This is a genomic window from Acinetobacter piscicola, assembly GCF_002233755.1.
In the GTDB taxonomy this organism is placed as follows: Bacteria; Pseudomonadota; Gammaproteobacteria; order Pseudomonadales; family Moraxellaceae; genus Acinetobacter; species Acinetobacter piscicola.
The window spans coordinates 270,774-284,466 of the sequence record NZ_NIFO01000004.1; the positions used below are offsets into that span (position 1 = coordinate 270,774).

Annotated in this window: 10 protein-coding genes and 3 tRNA genes; 9 read left to right on the forward strand and 4 right to left on the reverse strand. The window is 37.3% G+C overall.

Annotated features, from left to right (window positions below; genetic code table 11):
• The first annotated feature begins 39 nt into the window (after positions 1–39).
• The 6 genes from CDA10_RS09725 to CDA10_RS09750 all read left to right on the forward strand — a co-directional run bounded on the left by CDA10_RS09725 (position 40) and on the right by CDA10_RS09750 (position 7,251).
• On the forward strand, positions 40–297 hold the full coding sequence (locus CDA10_RS09725; RefSeq protein ID WP_089605410.1) for an FAD assembly factor SdhE: 258 nt from the start codon (positions 40–42) through the stop codon (positions 295–297).
• Positions 290–685 (forward strand): protein YgfX, encoded by a 396-nt coding sequence (locus CDA10_RS09730; RefSeq protein WP_089605411.1) that lies wholly within the window; start codon positions 290–292, stop codon positions 683–685. Before CDA10_RS09725 ends, CDA10_RS09730 begins: the two co-directional genes overlap by 8 nt.
• A gap of 569 nt (positions 686–1,254) precedes the next feature.
• Positions 1,255–2,352: a hypothetical protein gene (locus CDA10_RS09735; protein ID WP_089605412.1), complete on the forward strand. Its 1,098-nt coding sequence runs from the start codon at positions 1,255–1,257 to the stop codon at positions 2,350–2,352.
• 62 nt (positions 2,353–2,414) lie between these two features.
• Positions 2,415–2,996: a rhombosortase gene (gene rrtA / locus CDA10_RS09740; RefSeq protein WP_089605413.1), complete on the forward strand. Its 582-nt coding sequence runs from the start codon at positions 2,415–2,417 to the stop codon at positions 2,994–2,996.
• A 540-nt stretch (positions 2,997–3,536) separates the two neighbouring features.
• Positions 3,537–5,735 carry a TRAP transporter large permease subunit gene (locus CDA10_RS09745; RefSeq protein ID WP_089605414.1) on the forward strand — a complete coding sequence of 733 codons (2,199 nt, stop codon included), beginning with the start codon at positions 3,537–3,539 and terminating at the stop codon, positions 5,733–5,735.
• A 259-nt stretch (positions 5,736–5,994) separates the two neighbouring features.
• Positions 5,995–7,251, forward strand: coding sequence for a hypothetical protein (locus tag CDA10_RS09750; protein WP_089605415.1), 1,257 nt, complete (start codon positions 5,995–5,997; stop codon positions 7,249–7,251).
• A gap of 167 nt (positions 7,252–7,418) precedes the next feature.
• Here CDA10_RS09750 and CDA10_RS09755 read toward each other — a convergent pair whose 3' ends face one another.
• From CDA10_RS09755 to rnr, 4 genes are all read right to left on the reverse strand, one after another.
• The gene (locus CDA10_RS09755) at positions 7,419–7,862 is read right to left on the reverse strand and encodes a hypothetical protein (protein ID WP_089605416.1); all 444 of its coding nucleotides are present in this window, start codon (positions 7,860–7,862) and stop codon (positions 7,419–7,421) included.
• 14 nt (positions 7,863–7,876) lie between these two features.
• Positions 7,877–8,086 (reverse strand): YheV family putative zinc ribbon protein, encoded by a 210-nt coding sequence (locus CDA10_RS09760; RefSeq protein ID WP_171333979.1) that lies wholly within the window; start codon positions 8,084–8,086, stop codon positions 7,877–7,879.
• A gap of 53 nt (positions 8,087–8,139) precedes the next feature.
• A complete protein-coding gene (locus CDA10_RS09765) occupies positions 8,140–10,167 on the reverse strand; it encodes a M3 family metallopeptidase (protein WP_089605418.1) in 2,028 nt (675 codons plus the stop codon).
• A 438-nt stretch (positions 10,168–10,605) separates the two neighbouring features.
• Entirely contained in the window at positions 10,606–13,056 is a 2,451-nt protein-coding gene (gene rnr / locus CDA10_RS09770; RefSeq protein ID WP_171333969.1) for a ribonuclease R, read from the reverse strand.
• A gap of 264 nt (positions 13,057–13,320) precedes the next feature.
• Between rnr and CDA10_RS09775 the strand changes: the two genes are divergently transcribed.
• The 3 genes from CDA10_RS09775 (at position 13,321) to CDA10_RS09785 (ending at position 13,631) form a co-directional block, all read left to right on the forward strand.
• Positions 13,321–13,410 (forward strand) — tRNA-Ser (locus tag CDA10_RS09775).
• A gap of 16 nt (positions 13,411–13,426) precedes the next feature.
• Positions 13,427–13,503 (forward strand) — tRNA-Arg (locus CDA10_RS09780).
• 51 nt (positions 13,504–13,554) lie between these two features.
• Positions 13,555–13,631: transfer RNA gene (locus tag CDA10_RS09785), tRNA-Arg, on the forward strand.
• The last annotated feature ends 62 nt before the right edge of the window (positions 13,632–13,693 follow it).

A 13,693-nucleotide genomic window follows, 5' to 3' on the forward strand; every position in this document is an offset into this window, starting at 1 on the left:
TAAGGTAAACTAAGCATGAATTTAGAGAGGGGGAAAATAGTGTCTGATGAGATAACATTAGAAGAGCGTAAAGTGATCTATCGTGCTCGACGTGGCTTAAAAGAAATCGACGTTTATTTTGATCCTTATGTAAAGCAGCACTACTTACAAGCAGAAGCTTCTGAAAGAGCTTTATTTAAAGAGTTGGTTGATCAAGAAGATCCAGATTTACTCGATTGGTTCATGGGAGTTTCAGAGCCACCACGTTCAGAACTTCGTGATTTGATCACCAAATTAAAAAAATATGTTCATGGATAGCCAAGCCGTCCATCATTGTTATCATTTAAAACCCAGTCGATTTGCACTGGGTTTTCAACTTTTATGTTTATTAATAATGTTAATTTTAATCTATTTAACCAGTGGTATATGGGGTGCTGTGGGTTGTTTTATCATCGCTTGTATAGGATTAACTTTTTTTCGAAAAAGACATAATGCATATAAATTAGAACAACTCGATTATCAATTATGGTCAGTGCAATATCGATCATCACAAAAAATTCAGCATGTTAAAATTGAGCGTTTTATTGATCATACTTTTTACATTGCAGTCAATTTTGAAGATAAAAAACTAAAACCTTTCATCATTTGGCAGGATCAAGTTGTTGAATATCAGTGGAAATCTCTCAAATCAAGATGTAAGTTTTAAAAATTGTCTAACAAGTTAAACTAATGATTGTTAATTTATATTTTTATAAAACAAATGCTTATTTATATTTTTTTTTAAATTCTAAATTTTGTTAGACGATAAATAATGAAAAATACCAAATATTCAGATTGTCTGACAATTACATGGTCATATTTTAGAAGTTCATTGTAAATTAAAAAAACCAACAGCGAATGAGGGTTTCAAAATGAGTGAAATTCATACGTTTTGGTTTCTAATCATCGCAATTTTTCTTGCGATTAGTATCGGAAGATTAGGAACTGTGCTGAGGGAACAGATTGAGAAAGCTAGCAATAACAAGCGTAGAAAACTCAAAACAAATAAACTCTCCTAAGAGTTTACCTTTTAACAAGTAGCATGTGCAGAACCGTCGCAGTGCTACTTTTTTTTGCCTAAAATTCGTAGAAATATAAACTCAGGTCAATTGAATTGTTTTGTCGTTATGGCACATTGTTCCGATAAAATTAGAGTAATTGCTCTTTTATTCAAAGAGTGCATCTGATATTGTTGGTTAAAAAGGACATAAACACAATTATATAGAGGACAGGAAGATGTCTAAGGTCCACAAATTTGGTCAATTCATGCTGACCGCTGTTGTTGCTTCATCTGTTTTATCTGGCTGTTCGTATGTGGTGAAATCTGGTGCAAATATTGCAATCGGATTTAGCGAATCACATATTGTTCCACCGATCCTTGCGGGCGGTGATACAGATATGGCATGTAATTCTGGGACTGCATTAACACCAGCCATTATGGCAACAAAGGATATGGGGGCAGATCCGACACGTATGGCTGTGCTTTTATATTCGGCAGCAGGTATGTGCGCAGAAAACCGTGCTTTAGATGCGGAATTAAGATATTTACGTGCTTCAAAAGACGGTAAAGTGACTGAAGCTCAAGATGCACGTGTAGAGCAAAAGCGTTGGGCTGCACTTGCAGCAGAACGTCAATATACGGGTTATCAACTCTTTGCTGAACGCTGGCAGGCAAAATATAAATATACCTTAGGTGATTCTTGCCCAACAATGCGTAAGGATTTGGATCAAACAGTCTACTTAATTGGTATGCTGAGTGGTTTACAAGCGATGACCAATGATATTAACTCTGGCGGTGCAGTGAATGTACCTAAAGATATTGCTGCGATTGTTGAACGTGGTATGGCATGTTTGGACAATAATAAATTTTGGGGTGCACCAAATGCAACGCGTGCGGTGATTTGGACATTATTACCCGGTGCTGGTGATGGCAAACCTGATCCAACGGAAACATTGCAACAATCTATGCAAATTGCTGAACAAAAAGGTGTTCGTTTAGCTTTTGCCATGAACGCTGTTGCTGCGCAAGCCAGTGGTAATGATGCTAAATTAAGGGCTGCATTAAAAGCATATGCAGCTTCTCGTACAGATGAAAAGCCAGTCAATCCTGAGTTTAAATTATTGGATAGTATGGCGGGTCATATGATTCAAGGTATCGCAGATCGCTATTGGACTGAAAATACGGGTGTTCGTGCTGCTGATGATGGAATGTCAACATTCTGGGATGAGCAAAATACTTCAGGTGATGATGAATTATTTAACGATCTTCCTGCACCAACAGAAAGTTCGGAAGTGGCAGCACCTGCTGAAGATACGACAGGAAAGAGTGAATAATACTTTTTTTAATGAATTTTCACTAAAAGAAGAGCAAGTGCTCTTCTTTTTTATGGTGAATAATGGATAAACAACAATTCAGTCTAAGTGGCTTGTTAATATTAGGATGCGCAATTTTTTTTGCGATTCTTCAATTTTTTCAGCCACATTTTATCTATCAATATGATGTTGTTCTTTCTCAACCGTGGCGCTTGTGGACAGGGCATTGGGTACATGTTGGGTGGATTCATTATTTATTAAATATTTTAGCGCTAGCTTGTTTACCTTTTTTATTTCCTCAGATTAAGCAGAAATATTTAATAGTTTTGCTTGTTATATTACCGCCTTTGTTAAGTATTATTTTCTATTTCATTTATCCGAATATTTTTGCTTATGCTGGCTTATCTGGAGTGCTACATGGGTTATATATATTTTGTGCCATAACGAGTTTAATTGAAAAAAAAGAGCGCTATTTTGTGACACTTATTCTGTTATTGATACTGATAAAAATTATTTGGGAATATTTTTTTGGTTCATTTCAAACAGCTCAATTGATCGGTAGCCCTGTCCTTATTCAAGCACACTTATGGGGCGTAATATTAGGTACGCTATTGGCAATTTTATGTATTATTGGTCGCATAAAAGTGATTCGAAAAATTGAATAATGATATTTAAAAAATTAATTTAGATTTCTTTTTTTTAAAATAAAGATCTTCATAAAAATAATGGTTTAGCGTAATTTTTGAACTAAAAACATTATATCTTTTGATTTAATGCCTACAATGCGAATAGATATTAAATTTTTTTAAAATAATGATGATTTTGATTGATTCTTTCCCAATTAAAGGTATTTTAGTTATTGACGTTAGGTAGGAAATATACATTTAAAATGCTTCATTGGCTCGATATGGTGTTTCTTTTTTTTAATATTTCTAACATATAGATTGAGTGTATAACATCAATACGTGAATATAAAATATAGACATTAAGCAGAATGAGCGTGTTAGTTTCTCCAACGTCATTTGGGTTGGCAAAAAGTCCCTCAAATAATCGAAGCGATGTCATATTTTTTTTTGCAAAATTAAGGCAAATTTAAGCTGTAATAATAGGAATGGGTATTGGTAAAGGATTTTACCACTGACCAAAATAAAATATGCGTTGTGCAAATCATTGTATGACGGCGATATATAAAAACTGGAATAACAATGCAAGAACCTGTAAATAAAAGATCAGGATTAGGTCTACTCAGTTATCTCTGGAATGAGTGGTTCTCAACCTTTTCCATACTTATCCTGCTTCTTCTGACCCTCATTATTGGGACAGGGGATATGATTCATGGGCAAATGCTCCGTTTCGGTGAAAAACTATACGGAAATGAACAAATAGGAATGCAGTATTCCTATTTAAGAGCAGAGCCACAAAAACCTTCTTGTGATCGCAACTTAAATATTGATGCGCTTGTTAAAGACAAAATGCAACAAGAAGCCAATGATCCAGATGTCGCATTCTTTGGGGTAACGCCTGAAGCGGATATCAGACAATCATTTATGGCTGCGCAACAAGAGTGCGAAGGAAAATTCGCTTTCTATGATAAATCCATGAAATATATGGAAGAACATACCACCATTCGTGCTTATCGTACGATGGAAACAGGGTTCTTCTGGGTTTTGAAATGGGGTGTTGAAAACCGAGTTATTCTTCTTGTACTTATGGTGATGATTGCTGCAATTTCAGCTTCTTTGAAAATGCACCATATTGGTTTACGTCCAGCAAGAACAAAGCTTGATTATAAAGTTTATTCGATTGCTATGATCGTGGGTAACTCATTCTTGAGTTTCTCTGTGTTTAGCCAATATCGTTCAGTGTTGAATTCAGGGGTTATCTCAACCTTTGAAACCTTAGCCGTGTATTGGTTATGGATGTTCTTATTCGTTAGTTTAGTTGTTATTAGCTTATTTCAGCTGTTCCGTACGCCAGAAAATGCAGAAGAAGGTGGTAAATTTGGGCTAGCTTTGTTGTGTATCCCTCTATATGCAACCATGGCGATTATCACGGGAATTGCATTTACTTTCTTTATGGATTACCCAATGGGACAAGGGATTTACCTTGGCTTTTTGGTTGAATTTTCAGGAATTTTCTTAAACTTAGCATTGTTTATTTGGGCAGGTATGTTGCTCACCCAAACACGTGTTATGGATTTGTTCTTGGCAATTTTACGTCCATGGAACCTTGCACCTGAAACATTGACTTGGTTGATTTTGATCGGTGCTGCTATTCCTACAGCATATACGGGCGCATCGGGTATTTTCGTTGTTGCTGCTGGTGCGATTATTTATAAGGAAGTGTGGAATTCAGGTGCACGTCGTCAGTATGCACTTGCTGTATCTGCAATGTCAGGTTCATTGGGTGTGGTTTTACGTCCATGTATTCTGGTTATTTTGATTTCAATGCTTGATAGTCGTCATGTAACCTCTGATGAATTATTTGATCACGGTATTTATGTTTTCTGGCTCACTGCATTTATTTTCCTTGGTGTGTCTTTATTGCTAGCTGAAAATAAATTCCGTATCAATTCTCCAAAAGTTGCTGTGCCGGGCATGCTTCGTGCTTTTGTTCCAGTCATTCCATATATTGTGATTACAATCATTGTTATAGGATTCTATAAGTATGGTCTGGATACGCAAATGGATGAGTTTACAGCACCTGTAATTCTTCCAATTATGCTATTGGCATTTATTTTATTCGATAAAGTTTTAGGTGATAAGTTACCTGCTCCTGAAAATCTGAATAGAGCATTAGAGCTTGAGCATGAGCATAAGTCAGAATACCTACGTGAACATGGTGAAGATGCTGAGAAGAAACGTAGCTTTGGTAGTGCAATCCGTTTTGCAACCTCTGAAAGCGTTGGACATATTGGTGCCTTAATTATTCTTATGGCATTGTCAGTCAGTATTGGTGGCTTGATTGAACGTAGTGAAATTGTGACCTTAATACCAACGCATCTTGGTAGTATTTTGATTACACTTGGCTTCATGGCGTTATTACTTGCTTTAATTGGTATGACCACAGATCCATTTGGTGCAGTAATTTTGGTCGCTACAACTGTTGCTCCAGTGGCTTTTACAAATGGCATTCATCCGATTCATTTCTGGATGGTTGTATTGGTTGCCTTTGAGTTTGGCTATGTTACTCCACCAGTTGCATTGAACCATTTACTGACGCGAATGTCGGTCGGAGACGCTGAAGTCGCCGCCGCTGATGCAGAAGCAAAAGCTAAATATACAAGCTTCTATTATCGTTACGAGCGTTGGATCTTACCGATGGTCGTATTGTTCTCTGCCTTAGTCATCGTGACTTACATCCCTTACTTCTTCAACTTATTTAATTGGTATCCAAACAAATAACGTTGTGGTAAACAAAAAGCACCTTCGGGTGCTTTTTGTTTATGTTCTTCAATATTTCAGATTAAAGTTGTTGATGGTTATTGAACTCATCATGATGTATTGAAAGTAATGACTGTATTTTATGAAAAGAAAAGTTGAAAATTGTTAAAATTTACTAAAAAGTTGATTGAGTTTTTTGCATAAATTAATTAATTTAGATCAAGATTAAAATTTAACAATAGATGTTGTACATGCAACTTTTACGGATTAGAGCTAAATAATGGGAAAATATAAATATTATAAAATCAAGACAATAAAAGACTGGTCTGGTGAAGATTGGGATGTTTATGATGAGAGAAAGACTCCGTCAGGTATTATGATTAATAGAGGTTGGCCATACTCTTTAACACCTAAAGATGGAATTGGTGGACAATTTACTTATATTCTTACCCCTGAAGTTGTAGCATTTGTTAAAACACATTCTATTACTGAAGTTGAGCAGCAGCTTGGTTTAAGTACGAGTATGGTTGCTAAATTTAGACGAACCTTAGGTATCCAAAATAGATTTATTTATCGTGATGATCAGTGGATTTTAGAACATCAAGATGAGCTTTTATATGACAGTTTGGAAGCACTGAAAATCAAATATGGGTTCAAAAGAACACAGGTTTATCAACATAAAAAGTGGTTGGCTGAGTTGATTGATATTCCAGCGAAAAAGAGACTGAGAGCAGGTAGATTAGAGGTTTTAAGAGAACAATGGTTTAATGATCATAAATCACAAATGTTAAATATGACTGCTCAAGAAATTGTAGAAGCATTTCAAGTTAGTTTATTTATCGCAAAAAATGCTTATGACCGTATCTGCTTAGAACGTGGAGAAAAGACCTTCTCTGAGAAATTTAAGCAAGGCAAAAGAAATAAACAACAATGGCTTCTAGATCATCAAGATGAGCTTTTACATTCTGGAAAGACCGTAGTTGAGTTAGCCAAGCAATTTAAAAAAACCAATGGGCAAATTCTGCGAGCAAAAGCCAAGCTTCGAGAAATTTTAAAAATACCCAAAGTGGTTGAACAAAATGAAACTTGGTTATTGGCACACCAAGAGGTTTTATTGAATCCTAATTTCAGTAAACAAGCGTTAGCGGAGAAATTGGGTATTGAGCCATCGCAAGTCGATCGTAAAAAAGGGAAGCTTAAGAAACTATTAAATATTCCGCATCATGTTGATCAAGTTCAAGCTTGGCGATTGCGAAACCAAGAGATACTACTTTCATTACATTTAAGTATTCCTGAAATTGCAAAGATGTTGGATCGAAAGGAAAAGTATATTGTTAAAAATCGTATGATCTTAAGAGAGTTTTTAAATATTTCGATAGAAGATCAGAAAAAAGCTTGGGTATTGGAACATCAACAAGATTTAGAGCAGCTGAGTATTGAGAAATTCCAAGAAAAATATCAGATAGGGCGTTTTGTGGTGCAAGGTTATCGGAAGCTTTTAATAGAACTGAAACAAAAAGCAGATATTAATGAATGAGATTTACAATTTTAGCTAAAGAATTTTAGATTGTAATGATGTTAAGTTTCGTTTTACTCAGATTTAAGCGTAAAAGTGAACATACATTAAAAGCTAAAGATATGATAATTATTATAAAATGAAAAGCTCTAACACGATGCTAAAGCTTTTAAAATAAAGAAAATAATTTAAGCCTTGGCTTGAATCGCCAATTGCTGTTCTAGTAATTTGACTTGTTCTTCTTTTAACTTAATCAATTGGTCTGCATCAGCTTGTTGTGATTTTAAATTTTGTTGCTGTTCATTCAGTTGCTTTTGAATATCTTCTAATTTAGCGAATTCTTCTTTGGCTAAACTCGCATTCTGAGGAACTTGATCTTTTAAAATAGATGCGTTAACTAATTCAACATTTGCTGTCGATGCTGCATTTTCCTGTATCGGTTGCGCAGCAGGAGGTGCTGCAACGACAGGTTTTTTCTGCGCAGCTACGGGTTGATTAAATTGATCATTCACTTGATTGTTTTTGTGATCGTTATTTAGCCAGAAGAAAACAGTAATGAATAAGCTAACGACAATTAAAGCCCCAGCAATGATCCACATCAATTTAGAATTATTTCTTTGATCTATACGCATTTTATTCGGTCCATTTATTTTGAAGAACGAGGCTTGAATTGAATAACCCCAATCTCATCTGGTGTGGCAGGTTCATCAGGCGCATCTACATGCGTAGGACGATTTTCAGAGTATCCACACTCGATGCATTCAATCCATTCAGCATCGCCTTGGGTGAGCATAACAATACGATCCATCGCTTCACATTTTGGACACTTTGCGCCAGCAATGAAACGACGTTTGATATTCATATACCCACCACACTTAAATCAATTTTGACCGTTAGTTTAAGCGTTGTTTAGTTATTCGTCCAACCCTGATGACGTAATAATGCATCAATTTTTGGTTCGCGCCCACGGAAATTGATAAATGCGTCAAGTGCTGTATCTTTTCCGCCAACTGCTAGAATTGCTTTACGAAATTCTTGTCCAGTTTGAGTATTGAAAACGCCTTCATTTTCGAAGCGATCAAAAGCATCACTGGCTAAAACTTCAGCCCATTTATAGGAATAGTATCCCGCTGCATAACCACCTGCAAAAATATGGCTGAAGCTATTTTGGAAGCGATTATAGCTTGCTGTAGGTAACACAGCATATTTGTGACGAATATCATCCAGTGTGGCTTGGATTTGCGTTGTATCTAAAGCTGGAGTGAGCTTATGAATGGTCAAATCAAATAATGCAAATTCAATCTGACGTAAACTTTGCATACCAGACTGGAAGAAACGGGCATTCAGCAACGCGCTGAGTAAATCATTTGGCAATGCTTCTTGAGATTCAATATGCTCACTGATCAATGCCAAGCTTTCAGTGTCCCAAGTCCAAAACTCCATGAATTGACTTGGCAGTTCAACAGCATCCCATGCAACGCCGTGTGTACCTGCAACAGAGATATTATCTACTTCGGTGAGCATGTGGTGTAAGCCATGTCCAAATTCATGGAACAAGGTATTGACTTCATCATGTGTTAGCAGAGCAGGTTGGTCACCTACAGGTGGTGTAAAATTACCAACCATATAGCAGATAGGTTTTTGTAATCCCTGTTCTGTTTGCATACGAGAACGGAAACCACTCATCCATGCACCACCACGTTTTCCATTGCGTGCATACAGATCGAAGTAGAAACCACCAATCACAGTACCTTGATCTTCAAGTTCATAATAATGCGCATCTGCGTGCCAAAGCGGTGCTTCACGCTCAACGACATTGATGCCATATAATCGCTGAACAACATTAAATAATCCCTGAATGACTTTTGGCGCAGGGAAGTAAGCTTTTAAATCTTCTTGAGAAAGATTGAACTTTTGTACTTTCAGCTTTTCAGAATAATAGGTGCTATCCCACGGTTGTAACTCATCAATACCATCAAGTTTGGCAATGGCTTTGAGTTCCTCAATTTCTTTTAGAGCAGGAACACGAGCATGTTCAGCGAGATCAACCAAGAACTTCTCTACAGTTGCAACATTCGGTGCCATTTTTGAAGCCAATGAATACTCTGCATAGTTGTCAAAACCTAAAAGTTTCGCCATTTCTTGGCGTAAACTCAAAATTTCGACCATCGCAGGAGCATTGTCATATTGTTGATCATCGGCTTGATCGGATGCACGTGTGGTATAGGCTTTATATAGATCTTCACGTAATTCACGGTCTTGGGCATAGGTCATAATGGCCAAATACGATGGAATATCGAGTGTGGCCACAGGTTGGTCTAGCTCACGTTGTTGACCATATTGTTTTAATAGTTCAACACTGCTTTGAGGTAAGCCTTTCAGCTGATCTTCAGTTAATGGCTTGCTATAGGCTTGAGTTGAATCTAGTACACGATTTGAAAAATCAGAGGAAAGTTGGGATAAACGTGCTGAAATTTCTGCATAACGTTTTTTAGCATCACCTTCTAAGGCCACACCGGATAATTTGAAATCACGTAAGGCTAATTTGATGGCACTTTGTTGTGCGCTCGGCAAATCAGTGAAGATGACATTGTCATAAATATGTTGATAGCTTTGGTATAAAGGGACGTGTTGTCCAAGTTGTGTGTAATATTCACTTAAACTTGGTAATAGTGATTGGTACACTTCACGGGTTTCTGCATTGTTCATCACCGCATTTAAGTGTGACAAAATACCCCATGATTCACTCATGTTATTTTCTAAAGTATCAATATTTTCCAAGACTTGTAGCTGTTGTTGAATGCTGTCAGGTACTTGGGTTAATTCATTTAGAAAGCGTTGACCATTTTGGATGGCTTGTTCAATATTTTGTTTAAGTTGTTCTAAGCTAATTTGATCAAACTGCGGTACGGGTAATGTTGCTTGTTCTAATGTCATGTGGTGTAAACCAAATCATTTACTAAGTTATAGATAGATGTAGGGCTTTTGGTAGAGGAAATCAAGGTGTGACAATAAAATTAACATAGAGATGATGTGTTAAATCTATAGGTTTGTTGCGTTTTGAGGTTGTATTCAAAAATAAGTACCTGTATCGGAGTTGCATACATCTATAATAATTCTAGAGGTTTGGTTTGATTTAAAAACGACATAAGTCACTAGGCTTCTTGCATAAATCAATTTTTAAACAGTGAATTAATTGTAAAAACCCTCATCCTGACCTTCTCCCAAAGGGAGAAGGGATTCTTTGAGTATCGAACTTATTGACAATAAGCGATTATTTTAATTCTCAAATACTTTTTATTGTATTTGGCCTAATTAAAAAAGAGAGCCGAAGCTCTCTCTTTTTGAAACTATTCCAACGAAGTCATTTAAAAACTATTCAGTTTTAGCTTTTGCATTCGACTTTTTCTTTTTCGCCTTCGCTTTTTTCTTCACTTTATCTTTAACCTTCGCTTCAGACTTTGTTGAATTACTTTGGCTAGGTTTTTTATTGTTAGAACTGGACTTTCCTTTGGCTTTTTTCTTTCGAAAGGGACGTTCTCCGTCTTCACTGACTTTTGTATCGTCAGATTCAGATTTCACTTTGGCAGGACGTTCAGAAAAAACCTCTTCTTTCGTTGTCGGTTTAGCAACACGTGGCGCACGGCTACGGATTGCACGACCTGCATGAGAAAGCTGTTGCAACAATTCAAAGTCAATCTTACGTTCTTCAAGATTCACACCAGCGACTTTAATCTTGACTTCATCACCTAAGCCGAAAGTTTGACCACGATTTTGTCCAACCAAATTTTGACTTGCTTGATCAAAAACAAAATAGTCATCGCCCAATTGACTAACATGTACCATACCATCGACATATAAATCTTTGAGTGTGATAAATAAACCAAATTCAGCTGTCGCACTCACCACACCAACAAATTCTTCACCTAAGTGTTGTTGCATATAGTGACATTTCAGCCAAGATGTTACGGAACGAGAAGCTTCATCAGCACGGCGCTCAGTTGCAGAAAAATGTTCTCCTGCATCGTCTAAAGCAGCACCTGAAAGTGGCGAAGGTTTCTGATGTAAATGGGCTTTAATTGCACGATGCAATAACAAATCAGGGTAACGGCGAATTGGTGAAGTGAAGTGTGTATACGCTTCATAAGCCAAGCCATAGTGTCCGACATTTTTTGCGCCGTAAAATGCTTGCATCATTGAACGAAGCAAAACAGCATGAATACTTGGTGCATCAATACGGTCTTTAGTTGCTTCAATAACGGCTTGATAATCCGCTTGAGTTGGCTGTTCTGGGAATTTTAAGCCCAATAATTTCACAAAATCACGAACTTTTTGAATACGTGAGAACTCAGGCGCTTCATGTACACGATACAACATTGGAATATCATGTTTTAAGCAATATTCCGCTGCGGCAACGTTAGCAAGCAACATACATTCTTCAATGAGTTTATGTGCAACATTACGTGAACGAGGTAGGATTTCGTTAATTCCACCTAATTCATCAAACGTCATATAGGTTTCAACGGTTTCAAATTCCATTGCATGACGTTCAGCACGTAAGCCTTTTAAAGTTTCATACAGTTGATACAACGTATTTAATGACTTACGCACATCACGATCTTCAGGAACCGCAGTACTGTCGCCATCGAAATATTGTGCAACTTGGGTATAGGTTAAACGTGCTTTTGAATGCATTACCGATGGATAAAATTCAAATTTAGTCACTTTACCTGCACGACTTAAGTTCAAATCACAGACCATACATAAACGGTCAACGTGTGGATTTAAAGAACATAAGCCATTGGAAAGTGCTTCTGGCAGCATGGGTAATACATAATGTGGGAAATACACTGAGGTGCCACGTTCTTGCGCTTCATCGTCCAATGGTTTGCCCGAACGGACGTAGTGACTCACATCGGCGATCGCGACAACAACACGATAACCGCCACCTGGACGTTTTTCTGCATAAACGGCGTCATCGAAATCGCGTGCATCTTCACCATCAATCGTGACCAGTGGCAAGTCACGTAAATCGATACGGCCTGCATGATCTTTGGCTGTGGGTTCTTTAAAACTTTCTGCTTCTTTTACAACTTCTTCTGGAAACTCATAAGGCAAGCCATATTCTAAAATGGTTTGTGGAATAATGATTTCAGTATCCGCTTTGTCTGCCATCGATTGAATAATATGCCCTGTCGCAAAATTGTCGCGAGTCGGATAGTCGTCAATTTCTACACGTAACGCATCGCCAATTTTAGCTTTGGCATGTTCAATAAGTTCTTTTTCTAAAGTAATCGGTTGATGTGCATTCGGATTAGCAGGCTGAATAAAATATTCACCTTCAAATTCTGCAACTTTACCAATCAGCTGTTTAATACGGCGTTGGGTAACTTCAGTCACATAACCCCAAGCTTTGCCTTTACGGTCTACTGAGGTTTGTTGGACTTTGACACGATCACCATGAAAGACTTGGCGTAACTCACGCTCAGGTAATAAGAACTCATCTTTTTTACCATCTAAACTTGCAACACCCAAACCTTTTGAATTGATATAAACAGTTGCATCTAATGTAGGTTGATCTGCCATAAGCTGATATTTAAAGCCATCTTTCATGAGCTGACCATCACGTACCATGGCACTTAAGCGATGACTGAGCGCATCAATACTCTTTTGATCGGCAATTTCAAATAGACCCACGAGGTCTGAATGTGACAGAGCTTCTTGTTTTTGCTCAATGATTTCTAAGATGAGCGTACGACTCGGAATAGGATTGTCATAACGTTCAGCTTCAGCTTTAGCTTCAGGATCGACCCAATTTTTCATCATGTATTTGGTTTCTAGTCAGAAGATAGGATTAGCATAAGACATACGATGCCAGACTGCACGTAATTGATTGCAATAATGTGCTTTAAATTTAGATTTATGAGGATTTCTCTAAATTTTCATTTAATTAGCAGCATTTAAAGCCTAAAAAAACGACAAAATGATGAAAATTGTTTAAAAAGTATTTAATTGAGCAAAAATCTATAATTTTTTTAGGTTGATGGCTTGCTGAAATGAGTTTTACTTTGTATTATGGCGGCTCGTTACGGTGAGATGGGTGAGTGGCTGAAACCACATCCCTGCTAAGGATGCATACGGGTAACTGTATCGAGGGTTCGAATCCCTCTCTCACCGCCAACGAATAACTTATGATGCGCTCATAGCTCAGCTGGATAGAGCACTTGGCTACGAACTAAGGGGTCGGGAGTTCGAATCTCTCTGAGCGCACCAATCAAGTTAATCGTGATGTAACGAAGTCGATAGCTCGACAACACAAGTATTGCGCTCATAGCTCAGCTGGATAGAGCACTTGGCTACGAACTAAGGGGTCGGGAGTTCGAATCTCTCTGAGCGCACCAACTTGAACACATCGAAAGATGAAAAATAACCGCTTAATTGCGGTTTTTTTGTGTCTGGGGTT